Here is a 24252-nt window from a genome sequence, read left to right on the forward strand (position 1 = left end):
GCGCCGTCAGCGCAGCAGTCCGGCCTGTTCCGCCCGCTTCTCCATCACGGCGCGGTAGCCTCGGACGGCTTCGAGCACACCGGCGTGTGCCATGCCCGGCATGGCCAGCCGGCGGCAGGCGGACTCGGCGATGAACATCAGCGCCACCAGCACCGGCGTGCCCAGGTTGGCGAAGTTCGACCAGGTTGTCATCGGCGCCGCCGCGAAGAGGACGGCCGATACTGCGGCAGTCAGCGCGAAGAACAGTGTCCAGGCCTGCGTCACCCGGCGCGTGTAGCGCTGCAGCTCGGGCGACAGCGGGCCGCGCACGGCGGCGGCAAACTGCGAGCACAACGGTGTATGCCCGTGTCGCAGCGTCCGCCCGAACATGGCCGCCAGGGCGGCGTTCATGCCGAAATGCTGCAGGAAGTAGGTCCAGCCGAAATGCAGGGCCAGAGGTGTGCGCCACGTCCAAAGGGCTGCGGCGGCGAGCGCGACGGCGAGCAGTGCCGGCACGCGCCACGCCGGCTGGCGGGCAGCGGAGAGTGCAAGCAGCAGGAAGGGCGCGGCCCCGAGCAGCAGCGCCGTAATCTCGGCGCCGTGCTGGTGCGCTGCGTGGTGCAGGGCCGCCTCGTATGTGACGAAAGCGGCTACCGCGGCGACCCAGCCGTACCGTTGCGCCAGCGGCTGTGCGGCGCCGGTCTTGCCGGCACCTGGGGCGGCCGGGCCGTGCGGGTTAGGAAGGGGGCTCGATGACATGGTATTTTTGTGCGGCTTGGGGCGCTTGCGATCGCTGGTAAATGCCCGGTGCGGAAGGGATGCCCGACGCACTGGCAGCAAGGCGAACGCTTTATACCTTAAAGACCGGCGGGGTGGGGTGATGTTTCCCGAAAGTAACGTCAATGTTGTTACTAAACTTCTCCTGACTGGTCTGCGGATGCTCGGCTTGGTAGCATCGTTTCCGCCATCTTCCCGTGTTTCCACAAGGATTCGCGGGCCGGTGCCCGCCCCGGCTGCCATCTTGAAGACGCCCCGGAACGCGGCCTTTTTGCCAGCGACAGACAATGACCGAACTCGAAACTGAACTTGCCCAACTGATGATCGGCGAACTCGATATCACAGAGCTTCGCCTGGAAGACATCGCTGCCGATACGCCGCTTTATGGCGATGGCTTCGGGCTGGATTCCATCGACATCCTGGAGATCGCCTTGCTGGTCTCCCGGAAGTACGGTGTCGAGCTTCGTTCGGACAATCCCGACAACAAGACGATTTTCGCATCGCTGGGCAGCCTGGCGGCGTACGTGGCGGCAAACCGCACACGCTGAGGGAAGGCCCGGGCATGCCGGGCAGGGGCAGACAGGGGAGCAGACATGCCGCAGCAAGGAACGCGCAAGCTGGCGCTGGTCACCGGCGGCAGCGGCGCCCTCGGCAGTGCGATCTGCCGTGCGCTGGCGGGAGCCGGGCATGAAGTCTGGGTTCACGCCCACCACAACCTGCCGCAGGCCGCAGCCATCGCGCAGGCCATCCGCGCCGCCGGCGGCCTGGCCCATGCCGTGGCCTTCGACGTCACCGATGCCGATGCCACCGAAACCGCCCTCGAGGGCATCCTGGCCAATGGCCCGGTGCAGATCCTGGTCAACAATGCCGGCATCCATGACGACGCTCCGCTGCTGGGCATGACGCGCCAGCAATGGCGCAGCGTGATCGACGTTTCCCTTCACGGCTTTTTCCACGTCACGCAGCCTTTGCTGATGCCGATGATGCGCACGCGCTGGGGCCGCATTGTCAATATGGCATCCGCCGCCGGCGTGACGGGCAACCGCGGGCAGGCCAACTATGCCGCCGCAAAAGCGGGACTGATCGGCGCCACGCGCTCGCTCGCCATCGAAATGGCTTCGCGCGGCATTACGGTCAATGCGGTCGCGCCCGGCGTGATCGAGTCGCCGATGAGCGAAGCCAGCTTTCCCGCCGAACGCATCCGGCAGCTGGTGCCGGCCGGCAGGGCCGGCACGCCGGACGAGGTGGCGGCCATGGTGGCGTACCTTGTCTCCGACGCGGCGGCATACGTAACCGGGCAGACGCTGTCGATCAACGGCGGCATGGTATAGGTCATGTCATGACCCAATCGCCGCAGCCTGCCATGCCCTCATCCACCCACCTCGTGCTGATCCCGAGCTACAACCCCGGGAGCAAGCTGCAGGAGACGCTGCGCGCCGCGCGCCAGGCCTGGAGCCCGGTGTGGGTCGTGGTGGATGGCAGTACCGACGGCAGCACGGCATGGCTGCTCCGGCAGGCCGCCGACGATCTGGGGCTGCGCGTGCTGGTGCTGCCCGAGAACCGCGGCAAGGGCGCGGCCGTCATGCACGGTATCGACGCGGCGGCCGCCGAGGGCTTCACGCATGCCCTGGTGATGGATTCCGACGGCCAGCATCCGGCCGGTCTGATCGGCCAGTTCATGGCGGCTTCCCAGCACGATCCTGCCGCGATGGTGCTTGGGCGTCCGGTCTTCGACGCAAGCGCTCCGCGCGAGCGCGTGTACTGGCGCCGCATGTCCAACCTCTGGGCCAATATCGAGACGCTTTGGGCAGGCATCGGCGATTCGCTCTACGGCTTTCGCGTCTACCCGATCGCACCGCTACGCGCGGTCATGGATGAAGACCGCTGGATGCGTCGCTTCGATTTCGATCCCGAAGTGGCGGTGCGGCTGTGCTGGCGCGGCGTGCGGCCCATCAACCTCGATGCGCCGGTGCGCTACTTCGGCCGCCAGGAGGGCGGCGTCTCGCATTTCCGCTACCTGCGCGACAACCTGCTGCTGACGTGGATGCACCTGCGGCTGATCGCAGGCTTTCTGGTGAGGCTGCCGCGCCTGCTCCGGCGCCGGCTGCAGGCGTCCGGCACCAACTCGCAAACGCCGCCGAATCGCGCCGCCTGAGGCCGCTTGCAGGGTGCGAAGGGTCGCGTAATGCGGTTTTTTTTGGGTTCTTCGCCGGATTGTTGGGGTTTGGTTCTTGTGGTTCTTGTGGTTCTTGTGGTTCTTGGATGCGTGGCTGTTTCGCCGGCGTAGCCGGCGACCTCCTTTTTGACGGCGCCAAAAAGGAGGCAAAAAGCGCCTGCTTGCCCGCCGGGCGGGAGTCTTATCGTAGTGAGCTACGGTTTTTGTACGGGTATTTGCTTCAGGGCATAGCTACGATGCCTGCCGCGTTGGGACGAGACGGCGCGAGGCATTGACAGGCCGTCCTCCCGACCTCGTGAGAGCGGAGTGGCAAGCAGCTTGATGCCAGTCAGTATGCCCAGCGACATCGCGCACCACGGTTGTGGTCCAGAACCTCTTGCCGCAGGCACGCCGCTCGAAAACCGAGCCACTCCGCTCTCACGAGGTCGGGAGGACAGCGCTGTTCCCGGCGTTGCCCCTGGCGATCTGCGCGGCAGGCAGTCCGGCTATGCCCTGAAGCCCATACCCGTACAAAAACCGTCGAACACTACGATAAGACTGGCCGTCCGCCGAGGACAGAAAACGCGTTTTTGGTTACTTTTGTCGCTCGGACAAAAGTGACTCGCCCGGCAGGGCGAAACGGGGCCGTCGAACCATCGACAGCGTCAAACCGCAGCCACCACCCTCAGGCACATCAGCACCACACCCCACAAACCTTTCTTTGCGAACCTCGCCAATATGGCCCATCAGGAAAATGCCGCACCGCGCAATGAAACATCCGTACGAATGCGAATGCAGCGTGTTGACAAGCGAGTGGCGCGAGGCGATTCTCGCCGTTGGTCCGGCTCGGCGCTGTATGGATGCCGGCCGGCGATGCACTGGAGGCGAAGTAAAACGAGCTCACCAATGAGCGATCCATTCAGGCTGGCACGAGAACTAACCATGAGGGTGAACCTGATGTCCGATCCTGCAGTCCTGGCTGCGCGCGCGCAGATCCAGTCCATGTCGCTGGAGGGCATCAATCCGGCCGATCCGCAATGGTTCATGGACGATACCGTTGGCGACATCTTTGCGCGCCTGCGCCGTGAAGACCCGGTCCACCGCTCTTTCAGTTCGATCGAGGGCGTTGGCGCGTACTGGTCGGTGACGCGGTATCGCGACATCATGCAGGTGGAAACGCATCACGAGATCTTCTCCTCGGACTGGACCCGGGGCGGCATCACACTGATGGATTTCCCGCCGGGCGAGCAGCAGCTGCAGATGTTCATTGCGATGGATCCGCCTAAGCACGACGAAGAGCGCAAGGTGGTAAGCCCGATCGCCTCGCCGGGCAATCTCGGCGCATGGGAAAGCCTGATTCGCGAGCGCACGTGCCGGGTGCTGGACAGCCTGCCGCGCAACGAGACCTTCGACTGGGTCGACAAGGTCTCCATCGAGCTGACCACGCTGATGCTTGCCACCCTGTTTGATTTCCCGCAGGAGGAGCGCCGGCTGCTGACGCACTGGTCGGACATGGTCACGGCAAACAAGCTCACCAATCCCGATGCGCCGGAGCCCGAAGTCCGCATGGCCGAGTTGCGCAAGATGCTCGGCTATTTCACGCGGCTGTGGAACGAACGCGTCAACGCGCCGCCGCGCATGGACCTGGTGTCGATGCTGGCCCACAGCCCGACGACGCGCAATATGAGCCCGATGGAATATATGGGCAACCTGGCGCTGCTGATCGTGGGCGGCAACGACACCACACGCAACTCGATGACCGGTGGATTGCTGGCCTTGCACCAGCATCCCCGGGAGATGGAGAAGCTGCGTGCCAATCCCGCGCTGGTCGACAGCCTGGTGCCGGAAATCATCCGCTGGCAGACCCCGCTGGCCTATATGCGCCGCACCGCCACGCAGGATACGGAGCTGGGCGGCAAGCAGATCCGCAAGGGCGACAAGGTGGCCATGTGGTACCTCTCGGCCAACCGCGACGACGAGATGATCAGCGAGCCGGACCGCTTCATCATCGACCGGGAACGGCCGCGCCAGCATTTGTCGTTCGGCTTCGGCATCCATCGCTGCATCGGCAGCCGGATCGCGGAGCTGCAACTGAAGATCCTGTGGGAAGAACTGTTGCCGCGCTTTCCGGTGATCGAGATCGTCGGCACGCCGGAGCGGGTGCGCTCATCCTTCGTGCGTGGATTCACGCATCTGCCCGTGCGCATTCCAGGCTAAGAGCCGACTTCCCTGTGAAATGGGTGCTGAAGGCACATCGCCCGTCAGCATGCAACGGGCGATGTGCGGCAAGTCATCACGGGCGATGCTGATTACTTCCCTAGCTCGTGCCCGACCACGCCGCCAACCACGGCACCGCCGATCGTGCCCGCCGTGCTGCCGTGCGTCAGTTCATGGCCCGCCACGCCGCCGGCGACTGCACCGGTGGCGGTACAGCCAGCCAGCGCCATGCTTGCGCCCGCCAGGAGCGCGCCTGCGAGTTTCCACATGATGCTTCTCCTGCATCGTTCTTGGCGTGCCTTCAGCTTAAGCGGCGAGGCGGCCGCGTCCCTTCAGACACCTGCCGATTGCGATGTAGGAATCGGACGACGGCAAGTGTCGTCCCGTGCATCTCAGGCCGAGTTTTTGGGGCCCCGCAGGCGCTTGATCAGCGAGGAGGTGTCGGCGCGTCCGCAACCCATCTGCTGCAGGTCGGCGTAGAACTGGTCGACCACCGCGGTCACGGGCAGCGAGGCGCCGTTGCGGCGGGCTTCATCCAGGCAGAGGCCCAGGTCCTTGCGCATCCAGTCGACCGCAAAGCCGAAGTCGAATTTGTTGTCGATCATGGTGGGGCCGCGGTTCTCCAGCTGCCACGAGCCGGCCGCGCCCTTGCTGATGACGTCGAGCACCTGCCGCATGTCGAGCCCGGCGCGCTCGCCGAAAGCGATGGCTTCGGACAGGCCCTGCAGAAGCCCGGCAATGCTGATTTGGTTGACCATCTTGGCCAGTTGCCCGGCACCGGCCTCGCCAATGCGTGTGACTGCGCGGGCGTAGGCAGCAATCACCGGTTCGGCGCGCGCGTACGCGTCGGCATCGCCGCCGCACATGATGGTGAGGATCCCTTTTTCCGCGCCCACTTCGCCGCCCGATACCGGGCCATCGATGAAATGCAGGCCTTGCTCGCGCGCCGCCGCGTAGAGTTCGCGCGCAACGTTGGCGCTTGCCGTGGTGTGATCGACAAAGATGCAGCCGGTGGGCGCGTTGAAGAAGGCGCCGTCCGGGCCGGTCAGCACGGTGCGCAGGTCGTCATCGTTGCCCACGCAGGAGCAGACCACTTCCGCATCCCTGGCTGCCAGGGCCGGTGTGGCCGCCGCCTTGCCGCCGAATTTTTCGACCCAGGCCTGCGCCTTCGCCGCAGTGCGGTTGTAGACGGTGACTTCGTGGCCCTTGGCGGCAAGATGGCCGGCCATATGGAAACCCATGACGCCCAGCCCTAGGAATGCGACACGCATGCTACTGCTCCGTTGCTTGAGAACCCATTTCACAATGAAGAAGGGTCCCCTTCTTCATTGTGAAACGGGCTCTTAGTGAATGATCGGTGATGCGCGCTGCCTCTGGAGCCTGACTGGCGGGCCGCTGCGCAGGGAGTGCCGGAAGTCTGCCCGGCTCCAGCCCATGAGTATACGGCCTGCCGGGCATCGGGCCGCGCAGCGGATTTCTATCGATATGCTCGGTTGCGCAGTGAGGCATTCCGCGAGAAGAGGTTGGCAATGTGAGGCAAGGGATCCTGGGACGCGATTCCCCACGCAGCGGAAGGGCGCTACTCTTCTCCCTGGTCTTATTCAGGCTTCACGCCGGCTTCGCGGATCACCGTGTTCCACCGCGTGACTTCGGCCTTGATCCGGGCGCCGGTCTGCGCCGGCGTGGTCCAGGTGGCGATGGCGCCCTGCTTGAGCAGCGTCGCCTTGACATCTGGCTCGTCCAGGATCTTCTTCAGGTCGGCGCTCAGGCGGTTGATCACCGGCGCGGGCGTGCCGGCCGGGGCAACGATGCCGAACATCGAGCTGACTTCGAAATCCTTCATCCCGGCCTCGGCCGTGGTGGGGACTTCGGGCAGCGTGCTGACGCGCTCGGACGTGGTGACGGCCAGCGCGCGGATCTTGCCGCCCTTCACGTAGGCCTGTGCGGCGGGCACGGTTTCCACCATGCTCAGCACCTGTCCGCCGATCAGGTCAGTCATGGCGGGGCCGCTGCCTTTATACGGAACGTGCAGCATGTCGACGCCGGCAGTGCGCTTGAACATTTCGGCGGCCAGGTGCTGCGGCGAACCGTTGCCTGCCGAACCGTAGGTGATGGCGCCCGGTTTCGATTTCGCCAGCGCAATCAGTTGCGGCAGCGTGGTGGCGCTGACCGACGGATTGACGACGAACACGAGCGGCACGGTGCCGACGATGGCGACCGGCGCAAAGCTTTTCTCGATGTCATACGACACGCGGCTCTTGTACAGCGCGGCGTTGATGGCGTGGCTGGTCAGTGCGCCCATCAGCAGCGTGTAGCCGTCGGGCTGCGCCTTGGCGACCAGCTCGGCGCCGATGTTGCCCGCTGCGCCGGCGCGGTTGTCCACCACCACCTGCTGGCCGAGCGTGGCCGACAGGTGCTGGGCCAGCGTGCGGCCGATCACGTCCGTGGCGCCGCCGGGCGGATAGGGCACCACGAGACGGATCGGCTTGACAGGGTAGTCGGCAGCGGCGGCCAATGTCGGGGCCAGCAACAGGCTGGCGCAGGCCAGCGACGAGAGCAGCAGGGTGCGCCGCCGCGGACGAATGCCGCAGCTGGGCGTGCGGAAGATGCCAGGCATGCAGGTCTCCTATGCCGGGAATCGTTGGAATGTAGTCGGGGGAGGCAGGGCAGCAGGTCGCCGCCCTGTGTGAGGACGCCCGGCGCGTCATCGAGGCAAAGTGTAGGGGGCGTCGCTTGATAGATGAATCAGCATTTTTCTATCGACTGATCTTGAATTCGAATTAATTTTCCCGATTGAGTGAATGGGTTGCGCCACATGCAGGTTGCCGGCTAAGCTTCGCCGCTGGATTATCAATAATATTATTGGAGATGCCGGATGCCCTCCGCCAACGACCCCAACGCGCCGCAGAACACCCCCGACATGCCGGATACCACCGGGGCCCAGGGGCTCAGCAAGGGCCTGACCAACTACGGCGACACCGGCTTTTCGCTGTTCCTGCGCAAGGCGTTTATCAAGGGCGCGGGCTATACCGATGACGCGTTGTCGCGTCCGGTGATTGGCATCGTCAATACCGGCAGCAGCTACAACCCGTGCCACGGCAATGCGCCGCAACTGGTGGAGGCGGTCAAGCGCGGCGTCATGCTGGCGGGCGGGCTGCCGGTCGATTTCCCGACCATCTCGGTGCATGAGAGCTTCTCGGCCCCGACCAGCATGTACCTGCGCAACCTGATGTCGATGGACACCGAGGAAATGATCCGGGCCCAGCCGATGGACGCCGTGGTGCTGATCGGAGGGTGCGACAAAACCGTGCCGGCGCAATTGATGGGCGCTGCCTCGGCCGGCGTGCCGGCCATCCAGCTGGTCACGGGTTCGATGCTGACGGGCGCGCACCGCGGCGAACGCGTCGGCGCGTGCACCGACTGCCGGCGCTACTGGGGCCGCTACCGGGCCGAGGAAATCGACAGCACGGAAATCGCCGACGTGAACAACCAGCTGGTCGCCAGCGTGGGCACCTGCTCGGTGATGGGCACGGCCAGCACCATGGCCTGCATCACCGAGGCACTGGGCATGATGGTGGCCGGCGGCGCGTCCGCCCCGGCGGTGACGGCCGACCGCATCCGCGTCGCCGAGCGCACCGGCACCACCGCTGTCGCCATGGCTGCCGCACGCCTGACGCCGGACCGCATCCTGACCGGCAAGGCCTTCGAGAACGCGCTGCGGGTGCTGCTGGCCATCGGCGGATCGACCAACGGTATCGTCCACCTGACCGCCATCGCGGGCCGGCTGGGCATCGACATCGACCTGGCCGGGCTGGACCGCATGAGCCGCGAGACGCCGGTGCTGGTGGACCTGAAGCCATCAGGCCAGCACTACATGGAAGACTTCCACAAGGCCGGCGGCATGCCTGCGCTGCTGCGCGAGCTGCGTCCGCTGCTGCACCTGGACGCACTGACGGTCTCCGGCCGCACGCTGGGCGAGGAACTGGACGCCCCGCCGCCGCCGTTCGCGCAGGACGTGATCCGTCCCGCCTCGGACCCGATCTATCCGGCCGGTGGCCTCGCCGTGCTGCGCGGCAACCTCGCGCCGGGCGGCGCCATCATCAAGCAGTCGGCGGCCAATCCGGTGCTGATGGAGCATGAGGGCCGTGCCGTGGTGTTCGAGGACGCCGGGGACATGGCGCTGCGCATTGATGATGACGGCCTCGACGTGAAGGCCGATGACATCCTGGTGCTCAAGCGCATCGGGCCGACCGGCGCGCCCGGCATGCCCGAGGCGGGCTACATGCCGATCCCGAAGAAACTCGCCCGCGCCGGCGTCAAGGACATGGTGCGCGTTTCCGATGGCCGCATGAGCGGGACCGCGGCTGGCACCATCGTGCTGCACGTGACGCCTGAAGCGGCAATTGGCGGCCCGCTCGCGCTGGTGCAGAACGGCGACCGCATCCGCCTGTCGGTGGCGCGGCGCGAGATTGCGCTGCTGGTGGACGATGCCGAACTGGCCCGGCGCGCCGCGGCGCAACCGGCCGAGCGCCCGACGGCAAAGCGCGGCTATCGCAAGCTGTTCCTGGAAACCGTAACGCAGGCTGACCAGGGCGTGGACTTTGATTTCCTGCGCGCGGAGCAGACGGTGGACACCGTACCGCGCAAGCGCTGAGCCATGCGTGACGCGAATCCGGCAATACCCGTCCCCGAGGCCACGCAGCAGGCAATGGACACGCTCGAAGAAGACATCGTCTTCGGCCGCCTGCACCCGCGCGAGCGCCTGACCGAAGACGAGCTGATGGCGCGATTCGGCCTGAAGCGGCACGTCGTGCGGCAGGTGCTGGCGGGGCTGGAGCAGATGGGCGTGGTCGAACGCAGGCGCAATATCGGCGCGGTCGTCCGCGCGTTCCCTGCGCAGGAGGTCATGGAGCTGTACGCCCTGCGCGAGGTGCTTGAATGCCACGCGGCGGGCCAGATCGCCTTGCCCGTTCCCGCTGCGCGCCTGGATACGCTGGTGGCGGTGCAGCAGCGCCACGACGCGGCAGTGGCGGCGGGCGATGCGCGCGCCGTGTTCCGCATCAACCAGCAGTTTCACCGCGAGTTGTTCGCGCTGACGGACAACGCCGTGCTGCAGCAGGCCATTGGCGAATACGCCCGACGTACGCACCCGATCCGCTTCGGCACGCTGGCTGCGGCGGCGTATCGCGAGCGCGCGCGGCAGGAGCACTGGGCGATGATCGAGACGCTGCGCGAAGGGTGCCGGGAAGAACTGGTCGACTTGTGCCGCCGCCATTTGCTGCCGTCGCGGGATGCGTATCTGGCGGCGGAGCGGGAGAGGGAGAGCGGCGGGCTACGCCAGCGCGAGGCATAGGCCTCGCGTCAGCGTGCCGGCTTATCGGGCCTGGATTTCCTGCCAGGCCTCATACAGATCCTTGCCCTGATCCCGTGCCGGCACATAGGCCAGCTTCATCTGCCGCTGGTCAAGCGGCCTGGCCAACTCCACGTAACCACGCTCGGCGGACAGGTCATAGGGCGCGCCGTCTTCATTCGAGTAGGCGTAGTAGACGGCCTCCACACCCGAAAGGTACATCGCGGTCAGGCACATCGGACACGGGTACCCGCTCGCGTATACCGTGCAGCCGCTCAGGTCCGGCTTGCCGAGCGCAACGCTGGCGGCGCGCACGGCCTGCATCTCCGCGTGAGCGCTCGGGTCGCATTTTGCGTCGACCTCATTCACGGCGCGCGCCAGGATCTTGCCGTCCCTGACGACCACCGCACCGAAAGGCCAGGTGTTGCGCTCGCGTACGTTCTCCATGGCGAGGCGGATCGATTCGATCAGATAGGCTTCTGTCTCCGGCATGCATGCGCTCCTTTGCGGTCAGGGAATCGGTTGCCTGGAAATATAAGGCGGCATGCGTTTCGGGACTGGTGCAGCCTGTTATGAGGCGTATAGGAGGCTGCATATGCGCAGACGCTAGCCGGTCTTCTTTCCCAGCACCACATGCATGGCGCCTGTCGAGCCGACGTGCTCGGGGCATTCGTAGCCAAGGGCCCGCAGGTCGATGCCCTGCAGCAGGGACTCGCCGCTGCCGAGGATGGTGGGCGCAATGGCGAGGTGCATCTCGTCGATCAGGCCGGCCTGCAGGTATTGCCGGATCGTTGCCACGCCGCCGCCAAGCCGTACGTCGCGGCCCTGCGCGGCTTCGCGGGCACGCGCCAGCGCAACGTGGATGCCTTCGGTCACGAAATGGAAGGTCGTGCCACCCTCCATCTCGATGGAGGGCCGGGCGTGATGTGTCAGCACGAACACCGGCACATGGTAGGGCGGGTTGGGGCCCCACCAGCCCTTCCAGGCATCGTCGGGCCAGGGGCCGCGCACCGGGCCGAACATATTGCGCCCGAGGATCCACGCACCCACATTGGCGAAGCCGCGCACCAGGAAGTCGTTGTCCACGCCTGTGTCGCCGCCCTCCTTGCCAAGCATTTCATGGAAGCTCCGCGTGGCGAACGCCCATTCATGCAGCGCCATGCCGCCCACGCCAAGCGGGTTCTCCAGGCTTTGTCCGGGGCCGGCGCCATAGCCGTCGACTGACAGGGCAAAGCCGTTCACTCTTACTTTGCTCATTTGGTGGTCCTCCGGTTCGCGATCTCGTATCGAGGGGTCGGGATGCCAATACCTGCCGCTACCGTGCCGCGAAGCGGTCGGTGGCGGCAATCAGCTGATCGAGGATTCCGGGCTCGGTCCAGGCATGGCCTGCTCCCTCGATCAGGTGGAAATCGGCCTGTGGCCATGCCTGGTGCAGGGCATACGCATACCGGACCGGGCAGGGCATATCGTAGCGGCCGTGCACGATGACGCCAGGAATGCCGGCAAGGCGATGCGCGTCGCGCAGCAGTTGTCCGTCTTCCAGCCAGCAGCGATGCGTGAAGTAGTGGTTCTCCAGCCGGGCGAACGCCAGCGCAAAATGGCCGTCGGCATGCTTTGCGCTGTTGGCCGGATCTGGCAGCAAGGTAATGGTCTCGCCTTCCCATACGCTCCACGCCCTGGCCGCCTCCAGCTGTTTCTCCACGTCGCTGCCGGTCAGCAGCTTGCGGTAGGCGGCCATCATGTTGCCGCGTTCGGCTTCCGGAACGGGGGCCTGGAAGCGGGCCCACTTCTCGGGAAACATCTCCGAGACGCCGTACTGGTAGTACCAGTCCAGCTCCGCCTGGGACACGGTATAGACGCCGCGCAGCACCAGCTCGCTGACCCGCTCGGGGTACTTCTGCGCATAGGCCAGCGCCAGCGTGGAACCCCACGAGCCGCCGAACACCAGCCAGCGCTGCGCGCCGGCCAGCTCGCGCAGGCGCTCGATATCTTCCACCAGATGCCACGTGGTATTGGCCTCCAGCCCCGCGTGCGGCGTGGAATGGCCGCAACCGCGCTGGTCGAACAGCAGCACGTCGTAGCGCGCCGGATCGAACAGCCGGCGGTGATCGGCCGATATGCCGCCACCGGGACCGCCATGCAGGAATACCGCCGGCTTGGCACCGGGCGTGCCGACGCGTTCGTAGTAGATCACGTGCCCGTCACCGACATCCAGCGTGCCGGTCTCATAGGGTTCAATGGCGGGATAGAGCGAGCGAAGTTGTGGCATGGCAGACCCTGCGGATGCGTGCAATGCCAGAGTGTAGCGCTAGCCGTACGTATGCAGGTACGCCAGCAGATCGCTGATCTGCTTCTCGTTGCTGATGCCCCAGAAGCGCATCCGGGTGCCCGGCACGACCTTGCCAGGCGACTGGATGAACGCGCGCAGCGTGTCGTCCGTCCACACGATGCGGGAGGCCTTCATGGCCGGGGAGTACTGGTAGTCGCTGGTGCCGCCGGCGGTCCTGCCGAAGACGGCATTGAGGTGAGGTCCAAAGCCGGCCCGCGCCGAGGGGCCGACGCGGTGGCAGGACGCGCATCGCGTGTCGAAAACGGCCTTGCCGGCCTGAATGTCTGCCCCGGCGTGAGCGCCGGTGTGGACCAACAGGGCCAGGATCAGCAGGGAGGCTTTGTTCATGCGGGTACAAAGCAAGAGGCCTGCATCGGGTGCAGGCCTCTTGCTTTCAATGCTGGTGCCCAGGAGAGGACTCGAACCTCCACAGTGTTGCCACCGCTAGGACCTGAACCTAGTGCGTCTACCAATTCCGCCACCTGGGCAAGGTGAGGCGCGAATTTTACCCAACTGTTTGGAAATTGCAAGCCCCAAGGATGGGGATGTAGGGGCTGCGGTTGGGCGTTGTCGAAGGTTCGACGGCCCCGTTTCGCCCTGCCGGGCGAGTTACTTTCTGACGCCGTCAAAAAGGGAGTCGCCGGCTACGCCGGCGAAACAGCAGCGCCTCCAAGAACCCAGACCCGAAATCCGTCGAAGGACCTAACAAAAAAAGACGGCATCCACAGCGCTGCCGCCAAAACCACCCCCAGACTCAGATACCGATCGCCATCCCATCACTGCGCGGATCGTGCGCGCCAGTCATGCGGCCGGCGGCGTCGATCCATATCGCGCCCGGGTGCCCGGCCAGCTGGCTTTGCGCGGGAATCCGGCTCATTTCGTGGCCGCGTGCGGTCAGTGCGGCGAATACCGCCTCGCCGGCGTCCTGTTCGAGCTTGAGCGTGTCGCGGCTGTCGGAGAAGGTCTTGCCGAGCAGGAAGCGCGGGCGCGACAGCGCCGTGAGCGGGTCCATCCGGTAGTCGATCAGCCGGGTCAGCAGCGCCGCGAGTGTCTGCGGCTGGCCGTCGGCGCCCTGCGTGCCGTAGAGCAGGTGCGGCTGGCCCTGCCTGAGGTACATGCCGGGGTTCAGCGTGTGGAACGGCCGCTTGCCCGGCTGCAATACATTGGGGCTGCGTGGATCCAGGCTGAACGACGCGCCGCGGTTGTGCCAGAGGATGCCGGTGTCGCCCGCCACCACGCCGCTGCCCCAGTCGAAGTAGACGGTCTGCAGCATGCTGACGCAATTGCCGGCCTGGTCCGCGGCGGCGATATAGGCTGTGTCGCCGGGCTTGAACACGTAGGGCCATGACAGCGCGCGATCCATGCGGATGCGCCGGGCGTGGGCGTCGAGATTCTCGTGCGACAGCAGCCGCTCGACCGGCACGTCGACAAAGTCGGGATCGGCCACGTAACGGTTGCGGTCGAGGAAGGCCTGCTTTACCGCTTCCACCAGCAGGTGGTAGTAGTCCGCGCTGCCTTCGGGAATGGCGGCGAGGTCGAAGCGGTTGAGAATGCCCATGATCTCAAGCGTGGTGATGCCTTGCGTGGGCGGACGCAGGCCCAGCAGCTCGCCGTCGCGGTAGGGCACCCGCAGTGGCGCCTCTTCGCGGGCCCGGCAGGCCGCCAGGTCGGCGGTGGTCAGGGGCGAGCCGGCCTGCTGCAGGCCGGCGGCGATGCGGGTTGCGAGGTCGCCTTCGTAGAACTCGCGCGGGCCCTGCGCCGCGAGTTGCTCGAGCGTGCGTGCCAGTGCGGGCTGGCGGAAGGTCTCGCCGACCTCGGGAATCCGCCCCTGCGGCATGAACACGCGGCTAAAGCCCGGCCAGTCCTTCAGTTCGCTGGCGCGCAGATCCTGCCAGAAGCGCTGCGACGGCGTGACCGGGAAGCCGTTGCCCGCATACTCGACGGCCCGCGCCATGAGCGAGCGCCACGATCGCTTGCCATCCCAGTGCCGGTTGCTGAATTCGAATGCCTGCTCCCAGGTGGCCACGGTGGCGGCGGCGGTCAGCGCAGACGCGGGACCGCGAACCGGAATGGCGCCTGTGTAGGCCGGCGGCCGGGCGGCAGCCTGGCCGATGCCGGACAGCGTTCGCGTATTGCCGTTCCGGTCGCTGATGACGAGGAAAGCGTCGCCGCCCAGGCCGGTGAAGTGCGGATAGGTCACGCACAGCACGGCGCCGATCGCGATGGCCGCTTCGATGGCGTTGCCGCCTGCCTGCAGTACCTCCAGCCCGGCCCGGGTGGCCAGGTCATGGGGGCTGGTGGCCATGCCGCGCGTCGATTGCGCCAGCCCTGCCGGGGCCGCAGGCACGTGCGCCCGCGCCGGGGCCGGCAGCACGGCGGCGCTGGCCAGTGTTGCCGAGCAGGCAAGGAAATCGCGGCGTGCCACGTCTACGCCGATATCGCCTTTCTCTCCGATCGAAGCCATGTATCTCCCTCACAGTGGTCTGGCATTGCACGCGGCAATGCCCGGATTGGTTCCACTGGGCGGGGCCGTCGAATATCCGGCCCGCCCAGTGCAGGCAGCCTCAGGCCTCGAGCTCCGCGCCTTGCCAGGCCTTGCCCTTGCTGACGGCTTCCGGCGCCGAGAGGCGGTCCTTGAGCCATGCATAGGCCGGCCCGAGGGCGTTCATGGCGACCACCGCGCCGAGCGCGACCAGCGGATCGTGCGGCACAGGGCCGAACCCGCCGAACAGCGTGGCAAAGTAGGAAGCGAAGCCGAAGAACATGCCCGGGATAAAGCTGAGCATGGGGATGAACCGGGCCAGCGCCATCATGCTGGCGTTCAGGCAGAACAGGATCACCATCTGCGCGACGATGAACGAAGTGCCGGTGAAGTGGCCGGACGCCTGCCTGAATCCGAGCACGATCAGGAAGGCAAACAGCGAGCCTACCGGCAGCGTGGGCCAGATCCGCCGCAGGTTCCGCGGCGTTGGCCCGCCCATGGCGAAGGTGGCGGCCCAGCTGATAAAGATCGCCCACGGCGGCAGGTGGTAGGGCGGCAGTGCGATCAGCACGGTAGTGACGGCCAGCAGCGATGCGGCAATTTCGGGTGGCAGCTTTTTCATGGTGGTCTCCTCGGTGTAGTTGTGTTGCCCTCTTCGTGCTTTTGCCGGGCCGGGCCCGGATTTCAGTGCGGGCAGCACTGGTGGCGGTGGATCGTGCAGCGATGCTCGGTGACCACCGTGATCTTTCCGCGCTTGACGACCCACAGGCGGGCAGGGATGTCGAGCAGCGCGTCGGCTACCTTGAAGGTGTCGAGAATGACCAGGTCGGCCTGCTTGCCGACGGCGATGCCGTAGTCGCGGCCCAGGCCGATGGCGCGGGCGGCGTGGTGCGTGCCCATGTCGAGGATCGCCTGCTGGTGATCGGGCACGCCGAACTGCGCCACGTGCGCCAGCATGTTGCCGATCAGCAGCATGTCGGCTTTGCCGAAAGGCGTGAAGGCATTGCGGATATTGTTGGACGAGTACGCCACGTTGACGCCGCCGCTGTGCAAGGCCTTGACGGGCGTCAGTGCGCGCCGGGGGTTGCTGCGGTCTTTACGGCCGCCGAGATAGAGATCGGTGGCAGGCAGCGTGACGATGCTGATCTGCGCCTCGCGCAACTGATCGATGAGCGGCCCGAGCTGGTCCGGATCGAGCGCGCCGAGGCTGGTCACGTGCCCGAGCGAAACGCGGCCCTGATAACCGGTCTCGATGGTTCTCTGCGCGATGTACGAGACCGCCGCGAAGCGCTGGTCGCCGGTATCGTCGGCAAAGTCGGCATGCATGTCGATGGGCAGGTCAAAGCGCTGCGCCAGCTCGAACACGATGTCGATATGGCGCCGGGTATCGTCCCAGTTCAGCTCGTTGTACGGGCAGCCGCCCACCACATCGGCGCCCAGGCGCAACGCATCGAGCATCAGGTCGGTGGTGCCCTGCGACTTGAGGATGCCCTCCTGGGGAAAGGCGACGATCTGCAGGTCGAGCAGGTCTTTGTACTCGTCCTTCAGTTCAAGCGCGGTCTCCACGCCGATCAGCCCCTGGATAAGGTCGACGTCCGGATGGGCGCGGATCGCCACCGTGCCGTTCCTGACGGCCATGTCGAGCACCTGGCGCGAGCGGTCCAGCACATCGTGGCGCTCCTGTTTGCTCTTGAGCACGCCGGTGACACGAATGGCTTCGTCCAGCGTGCCGAAGCGCGCCGGCAGGCGGCGATGCAGCAAGGCCTTGTCCAGGTGCAGGTGCGGTTCCACCAGCCCCGGGATGACGGCGCGGCCGCCGGCGTCGATGATTTCGGCAGCGCCGATGTCGATGCCGGGCTCCATATGCACGATGCGTCCGTCGCGGATGGCGATATCCGTCAGCGGTTCATCGTCGCGGACGCAGGCGTTGCGGATCAGCAGGTCCATGGGCATGGCTGGTCTCCTTCAGTGTTCGGATGGCTGGCAGGGGGCGCACCGGGCGCAGGTCGGCATTTCCCGGGGCTCCCGCGGGTTCCGATGGACCTGGACGGTAGCGCGCAGGCGCTGCGTTGGAAGTAAGGCTAGACGTCCGAGCCGGAGGATGGCATCGGGATCGGCTGGTTTTTGCCTAAGGATTTCCTTAGAGACGCTATCAAAATGATTCTGGCGTCGTTGCGCGGCCTTGCCGTACTACTTGTACTGTCTGCGGCCGCGCGCCTAGCCAGAACCGCTTCGCTTCATTTTGATAGCGTCTCTTAGCCGCCAGCCGGTGAGTTCATGGCGCGCCGCAAACTTCGCCGAGCAGCCCGTGGCGGATGGCGTAGTGCACCAGTCCGGCGGTGGAGGCAATGTCCATCTTGTGCAGGATGTTGGCCTTGTGCGTGCTGACCGTCTTGTTGCTCAGCGACAGCGCGTTGGCGATCTCGTTGATGCCGCTGCCCTCCACCAGCATCGTGAAGATCTGGAGTTCACGTGCGCTCAGCGAGGTGTGCGGGAGATCGGCTTCCGGATGATGCATCTGCCGGATCAGTTTCTCCGCGATCTGCGCGGAGACGAAGGTGCCGCCCAGCGCGACCTTGCGGATGGCGCCGACCAGCTGAACGGCCTCGGCATTCTTGGTCAGGTAGCCGGCGGCGCCGGCGCGGATGGCCTGCACCGCGTACTGCGATTCGCGGTACATGCTGAGGACCAGCACCGGCAGTTCGGGCCGGCTGGCGCGGATCTGCCGGATCAGGGCGATGCCGCTGCGGCCCGGCATCGACATGTCGAGCAGCAGGATGTCGGCGGTGCTCTGCCGGACTTTGGCCAGCACCTCGTCACCATCGGCGGCCTCGTCGGTCACGCACATCTGCGGCTCCAGCGCGATGATCTTCTTCAGGCCGTCGCGGATGATGGCGTGATCGTCGGCAATCATGATGCGTATCATCGCGTCACTCCGTTGCGGCGCGTGCGCCGGCTTTCGGGAGTTCTGCTTCCACGCAGGTGCCGGCGCCCGGCTCGCTTTGCACCGTCAGGCGGCCGCCCAGCATCAGCGCGCGTTCATGCATGCCGAGCAGACCGAGGCTGCGATGCCGCCTGTCCGGACTGGAATCGATGCCGCGTCCGTTGTCGGAGATGCGCAGCCGGACCAGCGCCGGCTCTTCGCACATCACCACCAGCACATGGCTGGCACGGCCGTGGCGGCAGGCATTGGTGAGCGACTCCTGGGTAATGCGGAAAATGGCGGTGCTGAGTTCGCGTCCGAACGCGCAAGGCGTGGCGGGCAGGCGCAGGGTGCATTGCATGCCGCCACGCTCGGCCATGGATTCCGCCAGCCACTCGATGGCGGCGATCAGGCCAAGCTCGTCCAGCATGGGCGGGCGCAGGTCGGCGGCGATCCGCTGCACGGATTCCACCGTCGAATCGGCAATGTCCTTGAGCATCTGCACTTGCGTGCGCCAGTCGTGGGCGCCATGGCCCTGGGATTCAAGCAGGTTCAGGCCGAGCCGCAGCGCGGTGAGCGACTGGCCCAGCTCGTCGTGCAGCTCGCGCGAGATGCGCGTGCGCTCCGCTTCGCGTACGGACTCCAGGTAGGCCGACAATTCGCGCAGCTGCGTGCGCGAGGCCAGCAGCTCCTGCTGCGCCCGCTTGCTTTCGGTGATATCGCGCGAGATGCCGACGGTGCCGATGACTTCGCCGTGTTCGTCGCGGATCGGCGTCTTGATGGTGTCGTACCAGCGCAGCTTGCCGTCCTTGCCGCAGCGGCTTTCCTCATAGCGGCTGCGCTGGCCGCTGCGCACCACCGCGCGGTCGGTGCGCAGGTACTTGCGCGCCCAGCTTGCCGACCACACGTCGGCGGGCGTGCGCTCGAGGATGTTCTCCTCGGGCAGGCCGCAGGCGGCCATGAAGGCGTCGTTGACGAGGATGTAGCGCGAATCCCGGTCCTTCAGCCAGGCCTGGTCGGGAATGTTGTTGAGTATGGCCCTGTGCAGTGCCGAATAGATGTCCACCGTCTCCCCCAACGCTCCGGTCGTGTCGTATGCGCCGATCGCGACAATCGCCATGATTGATGCCGATGGCTCATCAGTCGCGGCATTGCGGCAGGTGCTGTTGCCGGGCTGTGGGCAATATAGATCGGCAGCGGGGGGAATGCTCTGCTAGTTTTCCACTATTGGCACGCGGTGGGATCGTGCCAGCGCTCTCCGTGCGTGCCGCCACTGCGCAATGCCGGCCGCTGCAGGTTCGCCTGCCACGCATGCTGTATCACCTGCGCAATCTGGTTGAACGCTGCCTTCGAGATCACGGTTTCCTCGCGCATCGTCATGCTCCAGCTTCCGCTCCGCTTTCCTGGCTGGTGTGGGCACCGCTGCCGCTCCCGTCGCCTTTCAGGTGTGCGCGTACCGCCTCGGCCAGCTCGGTTGCAGCCGGGGACAGGCTGCGGTTGCGCAGCGTGACGAGCCCGATCGAGCGTTCGGTCAGCGGCGCCGTCAGCAGCCGCTCGACAATGCCGGGCTGGCGCACCGTGCCGGCGGCAATTTCCGGCAGGGCCGCCACGCCAAAGCCGCATTCGACCATGGCCGCGATGGTGGCCAGGTGCTCCGCCTCGAATACCGGCTGGAAGCGGATGCGGTTCTGCAGGAAGGCCCACTCGGCGTACTGGCGCACGCTGCTCGGGTGGGTCATCGATACATGCGGCGCGCTGGCGGTATCGGCCCAGCGCAGCGGACCGGAGGCGCGCGCCAGCGGGTGCGCCGCCGGAATCAGCAGCACGAAGCGGTCGGACAGCAGCGGCTCATAGTGCAGGTCGGCCTGCTGCGGGTCGGCGGCGGTCAGGGCGAAATCCACGTCGCCCGAGCGCACCAGGTCGAAGGCGGGGCCGGACAGCGTATCGAACACCTTGAGCGCCACTTCCGGCCGCGCGCGGTGGTAGGCCATCAGCACGCGCGGCAGCATGCGCGCCGCCAGCGACGGCAGCGCCGCTACGGCCACCTGGCCCTTTTCGGCGCTGGCAATGCCGGTCACCGCATCGATGGCGCCACGAAAGGCGGTCTGCAGCAGCGCGGCCTGCTGCATGAAGACCTTGCCGGCCGCCGTCAGGCGCACGGTGCGGGTGGTGCGGTCGAACAGGCGCACGCCGAGCGATTCTTCGATGCGCAGGATCTGGGTGGAGAGGGCGGATTGCGACAGGTGCAGCTGGCTGGCCGCCTGCCGGAAGTTCAGGGTGCGGCCGAGGACCAGCGTGGTCTCGATATCGCGCATCGACAGGTTGATCTTCATAAGCCTGCGGACGCCCGGGAGGGCGATATGGAAAAGGAATGAGATTGATCTGGGTTGGCGATCATTCTATCCATAAAATCGACTTCATCTATCAAAGCGGCTTCTTTACACTGCTGCCATTCCGATCCGTGGTGCTGGCGTACCGCTATTCCTGGAGATCCTATGCAGAATCCGACCGCTCCGGTCACCCTGACCCGCCCCGGCGCCGCACATGCGGTGGTGGTGGGCGGCGGCACCATGGGCGCCGACGTGGCTGTCGTCCTGACCCGCGCGCTATGCCGCACCACCGTGGTCGAGCCCGACGCAGGCCGCGCCGCCGCGCTGCCCGTGCGCGTTGCCGAAAACCTGTCCGCCATCGGCCGTGCAGAAGGCGCCACCCGGCTGGCTGTGGTCGCGGATCTGGATGCCATCGACTGGTCCACGGTGGACCTCGTCATCGAGTGCATTCCCGAGCGCCTGGAGCTCAAGCAGCAGTTGTTTGCCGACCTGGTGCCCCGCGCGCGGCCCGACGCCGTGCTGACCAGCAACAGCTCGAGCTTCCCGATCAGCGCCATCGGCGCCGGCTTGCCCACGCGCGGGCGGATGCTGGGCCTGCACTTCTTCATGCCGGCCCACCTGGTGCCGCTGGTGGAAGTGGTGATGGGCGCCGACAGCGACGAGGCCTGCGCGGATGCGCTGATCGCCTTCATGCGCCGTTGCGCCATGGTGCCGGTCAAGGTGCGGCAGGACCTGCCAGGCTTCCTTGCCAACCGGCTGCAGCATGCGCTGTCGCGCGAGGCCTTCAGCCTGATCGATCGCGGCATTGCCTCGCCCGAAGACGTGGACGCAGCAGTGCGGTTCGGATTCGGTTTCCGCTTCCTGGCAGCAGGCCCCGTGCTGCAGCGCGACCATGCCGGCATCGAAGTGCATGCGGCGGCCGGCGCTACCATGTACCCGACTTTCTGCAACGATGACCATCCGGCGCGCTGCCTGACCGAGCGCGCGGCGGACGGGCGCCACGGCATGAAGCGAGGGGAAGGCTTCTACCCGTGGACGCCGGAAACCATTGCCGCCGAACGTGCGCGCTATGACCGCCTGCTGCGCGCCGGCCTTGACCTGATTGCACCAGAACTGCCGGAGATCCAGCCATGACCCAACCCACTACCGTTGCCGGCGTGCCGCTTGCCGATTCGCCGCTGATTATCACCGTCGCGCCGAATGGTGCCTACAAGCGTGCGTCCGACCATCCGGCCGTGCCGCTGACCGCCGCGGCGCTGGCGGCCGATGCGAAGGCCTGCCTCGATGCCGGCGCCGCGATGATGCACATGCATGTGCGCGATGCGGAAGGGCGGCACTCGCTAGACGCGCAGACCTACCGCGACGCCCTGGCCGCCGTGAAGCAGGCCGTGGGCGATGCGCTGCTGGTGCAGGTCACCAGCGAGGCCGCCGGCATCTACAAGGCGGCCGAGCAGATGGCAATGGTGCGTGAGTTGCGGCCGGAAGCAGTCTCGATCGGCCTGCGCGAAGTTGCCGTGCCCGACATTCCGGAGAGCGAGCTGGCGGCATTCTTTGCATGGATCGCGCGCGAGCGCATCATGGCCCAGATCATCCTGTATGACGCGGCGGACGTGCAGCGCTGGCAGTCGATGCGCGAGCGTGGGCTGGTGCCGCCGGGAGCGTGGTCGGTGCTGTATGTGCTGGGCCGCTACTCGGCCGGGCAAGTATCCTCGCCCCGCGACCTGCTGCCATTCCTGCAGGTGGCGGACGGCACGTTGCCGTGGGCGATCTGTGCGTTCGGCCGCGAGGAGAATGCTTGCGTCACCGCAGCCGCCGCTTTCGGCGGACACGTGCGGGTGGGGTTCGAGAACAACCTGTTCCTGCGCGATGGCAGCCTGGCGGCTGGCAATGCGGCGCTGGTGGCACAAGCGGCGCAGGGTGGGCTGACGTTGGGCCGCCCGCTTGCGAGCGCCGCCGATGCGCGGCGAATTTATGGCGAGGTGCGTTGAGCCCGTGGCCGTTGCCGGTCACGCTTCCGGTTCGGATGGGGCCGGTTCAATGGCTATCAGCACACTGCAGGGCACTTTATCCAGCAGCAGGCCATGGCCCTGGCCCGCCCACCAGCGCGCCAGCATGCCACACCTGCGGTGGCCCACCACGACCAGGTCCACATTCAGTTCCCTTGCCATCTGGGAGATCCGCTCGATCGGACTGCCCGTCGCGAGATGGCCCACGGCGTCGACGCCGTACGCCTTGAGCCTTTCCACGCCTTCGCTGAGGATGTCGCGAGCCGACTGCTCCTCGATCGAGGCGGCCTCCATCGCCAGGGCATCGAAGCCGCGAAGCCAGTAGGCATTGTCGAGGACCGCAAGCAGATGCGTCTTCGCCTGCCGCTCCCTTGCCAGTTCCGCACCGTAGAGGAGCGCCCTGCGTCCTTCCCGTGTTCCGTCATAGCAGAGCAAGATTCGAGAAAACAGGGCCATTGTCGTTCTCCTGGCCTGGCATCCGCGTGCGCAACGAACGCCGGGGCGCCGTCCGGATGCATTGAGGAATGGAATTCTCGCAAGTATGCGCTGCGAGCGCCGTTGCCGGTCAGACTCCCCAAAGGATGTCCGCATGCTGGCGAAGCGCCTCCCGCATCATGTCGAGGAGAGGATAGGCGCGCTGCGCGAGGACGCCAGGTGCCCCGCCAGCCGCCACCGATGCATGACGACTGGCAGTGCCACCTTGTTTCGCAGGCTGTCCGTCTGCACGGATGGCGGCCTCAAGCTTGCTGATGGCTTCGGGCAATTCGCTGTAGGCAATCGCGCCGCGGGCACCGATGCGCTTGCCGACAATCCCCAGCAGATACTGCGCCTGATCGCGAAGCATGGTGATGTCCTGCGTGGCCCGGCAGTGAAGTCTGACAAGCATATGAGTTCCTCCGCACGTTGTTAACAGCGGGCCGCCTTGTACTCAAGGGGTCACGTTCAGGCACCGCAGCCGTGGGACTTGTCACGGTTCCGGAAGTATTCGTCCCTCTCGATTCCCTGCTACGACGTTATGTCATGTTGTGACATATTCAAGTACGCGACGCCGGTGACTGTTGGAGTCGTGGCATCCGTACAGGGTTCGCCCAAACGGCAGCGGCGATCTTCGTTCAACGTACAGGGCGAAACTTAAAACGGACTTAAGCCGTCCGGACTGACTGCAGATTTTTGGTTCTTCGCCGGATTTCGGGTCTGGGTTCTTGGGCGCTCTGCTGTTTCGCCGGCGTAGCCGGCGACTCCCTTTTTGACTGCGCCAAAAAGGAAGCAAAAAGCGCCTTCTTGCCCGCCGGGCGGGAGTCTTATCGTAGTGAGCGACGGTTTTTGTACGGGTATTTGCTTCAGGGCATAACTGGACTGCCTGCCGCGCAGATCGCCAGGGGCAACGCCGGGAACAGCGCCGTCCTCCCGACCTCGTGAGAGCGGAGTGGCACGTGATCGAGCGGCGTGCCTGCGGCAAGAGTTTTTGGACCCCAACTGTGGGGCGCGATTCGGCTGCACATGCCGCCGGGTCTCAAGCTGCATACCACTCCGCTCTCACGAGGTCGGGAGGACGGTCTGTCAATGCCTCGCGCCGTCTCGTTACCACGCGGCAGGCATCGTAGCTATGCCCTGAAGCGTATACCCGTACAAAAACCGTCGAACACTACGATAAGACTGGCCGTCCGCCGAGGACAGACGGCGCCTTTTGCCTACTTTTGGGCG

At 66.1% G+C, this 24252-nt stretch carries 25 protein-coding genes and 1 tRNA gene; 8 read left to right on the top strand and 18 right to left on the bottom strand.

Annotation, left to right across the window (positions count from 1 at the left end; all coding sequences use genetic code 11):
* Nucleotides 1-6: 6 nt before the first annotated feature.
* On the bottom strand, nt 7-738 hold the full coding sequence (locus RM96_RS32210; RefSeq protein WP_052279873.1) for an acyl carrier protein: 732 nt from the start codon (nt 736-738) through the stop codon (nt 7-9).
* 305 nt (nt 739-1043) lie between these two features.
* Between RM96_RS32210 and RM96_RS32215 the strand changes: the two genes are divergently transcribed.
* The 4 genes from RM96_RS32215 to RM96_RS32230 all read left to right on the top strand — a co-directional run bounded on the left by RM96_RS32215 (nt 1044) and on the right by RM96_RS32230 (nt 5128).
* Entirely contained in the window at nt 1044-1304 is a 261-nt protein-coding gene (locus RM96_RS32215) for a phosphopantetheine-binding protein (RefSeq protein WP_039015801.1), read from the top strand.
* Between the two features lie 45 nt (nt 1305-1349).
* Nucleotides 1350-2087, top strand: a complete 738-nt coding sequence (fabG, locus tag RM96_RS32220; RefSeq protein WP_039015802.1) for a 3-oxoacyl-ACP reductase FabG — start codon at nt 1350-1352, stop codon at nt 2085-2087.
* Between the two features lie 32 nt (nt 2088-2119).
* A complete protein-coding gene (locus RM96_RS32225; RefSeq protein WP_238587491.1) occupies nt 2120-2911 on the top strand; it encodes a glycosyltransferase family 2 protein in 792 nt (263 codons plus the stop codon).
* A 942-nt stretch (nt 2912-3853) separates the two neighbouring features.
* A complete protein-coding gene (locus tag RM96_RS32230; RefSeq protein WP_039015804.1) occupies nt 3854-5128 on the top strand; it encodes a cytochrome P450 in 1275 nt (424 codons plus the stop codon).
* A 92-nt stretch (nt 5129-5220) separates the two neighbouring features.
* On the opposite strand, the gene RM96_RS32235 is transcribed toward RM96_RS32230, so the two are convergent.
* The 3 genes from RM96_RS32235 to RM96_RS32245 all read right to left on the bottom strand — a co-directional run bounded on the left by RM96_RS32235 (nt 5221) and on the right by RM96_RS32245 (nt 7745).
* Nucleotides 5221-5397 carry a glycine zipper 2TM domain-containing protein gene (locus tag RM96_RS32235; RefSeq protein ID WP_039015805.1) on the bottom strand — a complete coding sequence of 59 codons (177 nt, stop codon included), beginning with the start codon at nt 5395-5397 and terminating at the stop codon, nt 5221-5223.
* 123 nt (nt 5398-5520) lie between these two features.
* Entirely contained in the window at nt 5521-6399 is an 879-nt protein-coding gene (locus RM96_RS32240) for an NAD(P)-dependent oxidoreductase (protein WP_039015806.1), read from the bottom strand.
* 326 nt (nt 6400-6725) lie between these two features.
* The gene (locus tag RM96_RS32245; protein ID WP_039015807.1) at nt 6726-7745 is read right to left on the bottom strand and encodes a Bug family tripartite tricarboxylate transporter substrate binding protein; all 1020 of its coding nucleotides are present in this window, start codon (nt 7743-7745) and stop codon (nt 6726-6728) included.
* 303 nt (nt 7746-8048) lie between these two features.
* Here RM96_RS32245 and RM96_RS32250 point away from each other — a divergent pair, with 303 nt between their 5' ends.
* Entirely contained in the window at nt 8049-9782 is a 1734-nt protein-coding gene (locus RM96_RS32250; RefSeq protein ID WP_039015826.1) for an IlvD/Edd family dehydratase, read from the top strand.
* A 3-nt stretch (nt 9783-9785) separates the two neighbouring features.
* Nucleotides 9786-10481: a GntR family transcriptional regulator gene (locus RM96_RS32255; RefSeq protein ID WP_039015808.1), complete on the top strand. Its 696-nt coding sequence runs from the start codon at nt 9786-9788 to the stop codon at nt 10479-10481.
* Between the two features lie 21 nt (nt 10482-10502).
* On the opposite strand, the gene RM96_RS32260 is transcribed toward RM96_RS32255, so the two are convergent.
* The 12 genes from RM96_RS32260 to RM96_RS32310 form a co-directional block, all read right to left on the bottom strand.
* Nucleotides 10503-10970 carry a nucleoside deaminase gene (locus RM96_RS32260; RefSeq protein ID WP_039015809.1) on the bottom strand — a complete coding sequence of 156 codons (468 nt, stop codon included), beginning with the start codon at nt 10968-10970 and terminating at the stop codon, nt 10503-10505.
* Between the two features lie 114 nt (nt 10971-11084).
* Nucleotides 11085-11735 (bottom strand): dihydrofolate reductase family protein, encoded by a 651-nt coding sequence (locus tag RM96_RS32265; protein WP_039015810.1) that lies wholly within the window; start codon nt 11733-11735, stop codon nt 11085-11087.
* 58 nt (nt 11736-11793) lie between these two features.
* On the bottom strand, nt 11794-12747 hold the full coding sequence (gene pip / locus RM96_RS32270) for a prolyl aminopeptidase (protein ID WP_039015811.1): 954 nt from the start codon (nt 12745-12747) through the stop codon (nt 11794-11796).
* Between the two features lie 39 nt (nt 12748-12786).
* Nucleotides 12787-13155, bottom strand: a complete 369-nt coding sequence (locus RM96_RS32275) for a c-type cytochrome (protein ID WP_039015812.1) — start codon at nt 13153-13155, stop codon at nt 12787-12789.
* A gap of 53 nt (nt 13156-13208) precedes the next feature.
* Nucleotides 13209-13295 (bottom strand) — tRNA-Leu (locus RM96_RS32280).
* A 266-nt stretch (nt 13296-13561) separates the two neighbouring features.
* On the bottom strand, nt 13562-15271 hold the full coding sequence (gene ggt, locus RM96_RS32285; RefSeq protein WP_052279875.1) for a gamma-glutamyltransferase: 1710 nt from the start codon (nt 15269-15271) through the stop codon (nt 13562-13564).
* Between the two features lie 100 nt (nt 15272-15371).
* Nucleotides 15372-15911 carry a DUF1097 domain-containing protein gene (locus tag RM96_RS32290; protein WP_039015813.1) on the bottom strand — a complete coding sequence of 180 codons (540 nt, stop codon included), beginning with the start codon at nt 15909-15911 and terminating at the stop codon, nt 15372-15374.
* 62 nt (nt 15912-15973) lie between these two features.
* Nucleotides 15974-17242, bottom strand: a complete 1269-nt coding sequence (locus tag RM96_RS32295) for an amidohydrolase family protein (RefSeq protein WP_193752565.1) — start codon at nt 17240-17242, stop codon at nt 15974-15976.
* Between the two features lie 322 nt (nt 17243-17564).
* Entirely contained in the window at nt 17565-18215 is a 651-nt protein-coding gene (locus RM96_RS32300; protein ID WP_039015814.1) for a response regulator, read from the bottom strand.
* Between the two features lie 4 nt (nt 18216-18219).
* Nucleotides 18220-19332, bottom strand: coding sequence for a PAS domain-containing sensor histidine kinase (locus RM96_RS32305; RefSeq protein WP_052279876.1), 1113 nt, complete (start codon nt 19330-19332; stop codon nt 18220-18222).
* 104 nt (nt 19333-19436) lie between these two features.
* Nucleotides 19437-19592, bottom strand: a complete 156-nt coding sequence (locus tag RM96_RS39615; protein ID WP_193752566.1) for a hypothetical protein — start codon at nt 19590-19592, stop codon at nt 19437-19439.
* On the bottom strand, nt 19589-20545 hold the full coding sequence (locus RM96_RS32310; RefSeq protein ID WP_039015815.1) for a LysR family transcriptional regulator: 957 nt from the start codon (nt 20543-20545) through the stop codon (nt 19589-19591). Before RM96_RS32310 ends, RM96_RS39615 begins: the two co-directional genes overlap by 4 nt.
* A 162-nt stretch (nt 20546-20707) precedes the next feature.
* On the opposite strand from RM96_RS32310, the gene RM96_RS32315 reads away from it, so the two are divergent.
* Both RM96_RS32315 and RM96_RS32320 read left to right on the top strand, forming a co-directional pair.
* Nucleotides 20708-21676 carry a 3-hydroxyacyl-CoA dehydrogenase family protein gene (locus RM96_RS32315; RefSeq protein WP_039015816.1) on the top strand — a complete coding sequence of 323 codons (969 nt, stop codon included), beginning with the start codon at nt 20708-20710 and terminating at the stop codon, nt 21674-21676.
* Nucleotides 21673-22530, top strand: coding sequence for a 3-keto-5-aminohexanoate cleavage protein (locus RM96_RS32320; RefSeq protein WP_039015817.1), 858 nt, complete (start codon nt 21673-21675; stop codon nt 22528-22530). The genes RM96_RS32315 and RM96_RS32320 overlap by 4 nt, the downstream gene beginning before the upstream one ends.
* An 18-nt stretch (nt 22531-22548) precedes the next feature.
* On the opposite strand, the gene RM96_RS32325 is transcribed toward RM96_RS32320, so the two are convergent.
* A complete protein-coding gene (locus RM96_RS32325) occupies nt 22549-23004 on the bottom strand; it encodes a universal stress protein (RefSeq protein WP_039015818.1) in 456 nt (151 codons plus the stop codon).
* Nucleotides 23005-23113: 109 nt separating this feature from the next.
* Nucleotides 23114-23434 (bottom strand): DUF1840 domain-containing protein, encoded by a 321-nt coding sequence (locus RM96_RS32330; RefSeq protein ID WP_039015819.1) that lies wholly within the window; start codon nt 23432-23434, stop codon nt 23114-23116.
* Nucleotides 23435-24252: the final 818 nt, after the last annotated feature.

Source organism: Cupriavidus sp. IDO, from assembly GCF_000812465.1.
Lineage (GTDB): Bacteria > Pseudomonadota > Gammaproteobacteria > Burkholderiales > Burkholderiaceae > Cupriavidus.

Excerpts from the sequence above, each read along its gene's own strand:
- RM96_RS32275 (WP_039015812.1), bottom strand. The coding sequence starts at position 13,155 with ATGAACAAAGCCTCCCTGCTGATCCTGGCCCTGTTGGTCCACACCGGC.
- RM96_RS32305 (WP_052279876.1), bottom strand. The coding sequence starts at position 19,332 with ATGGCGATTGTCGCGATCGGCGCATACGACACGACCGGAGCGTTGGGG.
- RM96_RS32235 (WP_039015805.1), bottom strand. The coding sequence starts at position 5,397 with ATGTGGAAACTCGCAGGCGCGCTCCTGGCGGGCGCAAGCATGGCGCTG.
- RM96_RS32255 (WP_039015808.1), top strand. The coding sequence starts at position 9,786 with ATGCGTGACGCGAATCCGGCAATACCCGTCCCCGAGGCCACGCAGCAG.
- RM96_RS32250 (WP_039015826.1), top strand. The coding sequence starts at position 8,049 with ATGCCGGATACCACCGGGGCCCAGGGGCTCAGCAAGGGCCTGACCAAC.
- RM96_RS39615 (WP_193752566.1), bottom strand. The coding sequence starts at position 19,592 with ATGACGATGCGCGAGGAAACCGTGATCTCGAAGGCAGCGTTCAACCAG.
- RM96_RS32310 (WP_039015815.1), bottom strand. The coding sequence starts at position 20,545 with ATGAAGATCAACCTGTCGATGCGCGATATCGAGACCACGCTGGTCCTC.
- RM96_RS32225 (WP_238587491.1), top strand. The coding sequence starts at position 2,120 with ATGCCCTCATCCACCCACCTCGTGCTGATCCCGAGCTACAACCCCGGG.
- ggt (WP_052279875.1), bottom strand. The coding sequence starts at position 15,271 with ATGGCTTCGATCGGAGAGAAAGGCGATATCGGCGTAGACGTGGCACGC.
- RM96_RS32295 (WP_193752565.1), bottom strand. The coding sequence starts at position 17,242 with ATGCCCATGGACCTGCTGATCCGCAACGCCTGCGTCCGCGACGATGAA.
- RM96_RS32330 (WP_039015819.1), bottom strand. The coding sequence starts at position 23,434 with ATGCTTGTCAGACTTCACTGCCGGGCCACGCAGGACATCACCATGCTT.
- RM96_RS32320 (WP_039015817.1), top strand. The coding sequence starts at position 21,673 with ATGACCCAACCCACTACCGTTGCCGGCGTGCCGCTTGCCGATTCGCCG.
- RM96_RS32240 (WP_039015806.1), bottom strand. The coding sequence starts at position 6,399 with ATGCGTGTCGCATTCCTAGGGCTGGGCGTCATGGGTTTCCATATGGCC.
- RM96_RS32325 (WP_039015818.1), bottom strand. The coding sequence starts at position 23,004 with ATGGCCCTGTTTTCTCGAATCTTGCTCTGCTATGACGGAACACGGGAA.
- RM96_RS32215 (WP_039015801.1), top strand. The coding sequence starts at position 1,044 with ATGACCGAACTCGAAACTGAACTTGCCCAACTGATGATCGGCGAACTC.
- RM96_RS32315 (WP_039015816.1), top strand. The coding sequence starts at position 20,708 with ATGCAGAATCCGACCGCTCCGGTCACCCTGACCCGCCCCGGCGCCGCA.
- RM96_RS32230 (WP_039015804.1), top strand. The coding sequence starts at position 3,854 with ATGAGGGTGAACCTGATGTCCGATCCTGCAGTCCTGGCTGCGCGCGCG.
- RM96_RS32290 (WP_039015813.1), bottom strand. The coding sequence starts at position 15,911 with ATGAAAAAGCTGCCACCCGAAATTGCCGCATCGCTGCTGGCCGTCACT.
- fabG (WP_039015802.1), top strand. The coding sequence starts at position 1,350 with ATGCCGCAGCAAGGAACGCGCAAGCTGGCGCTGGTCACCGGCGGCAGC.
- RM96_RS32210 (WP_052279873.1), bottom strand. The coding sequence starts at position 738 with ATGTCATCGAGCCCCCTTCCTAACCCGCACGGCCCGGCCGCCCCAGGT.
- RM96_RS32260 (WP_039015809.1), bottom strand. The coding sequence starts at position 10,970 with ATGCCGGAGACAGAAGCCTATCTGATCGAATCGATCCGCCTCGCCATG.
- RM96_RS32245 (WP_039015807.1), bottom strand. The coding sequence starts at position 7,745 with ATGCCTGGCATCTTCCGCACGCCCAGCTGCGGCATTCGTCCGCGGCGG.
- RM96_RS32265 (WP_039015810.1), bottom strand. The coding sequence starts at position 11,735 with ATGAGCAAAGTAAGAGTGAACGGCTTTGCCCTGTCAGTCGACGGCTAT.
- pip (WP_039015811.1), bottom strand. The coding sequence starts at position 12,747 with ATGCCACAACTTCGCTCGCTCTATCCCGCCATTGAACCCTATGAGACC.
- RM96_RS32300 (WP_039015814.1), bottom strand. The coding sequence starts at position 18,215 with ATGATACGCATCATGATTGCCGACGATCACGCCATCATCCGCGACGGC.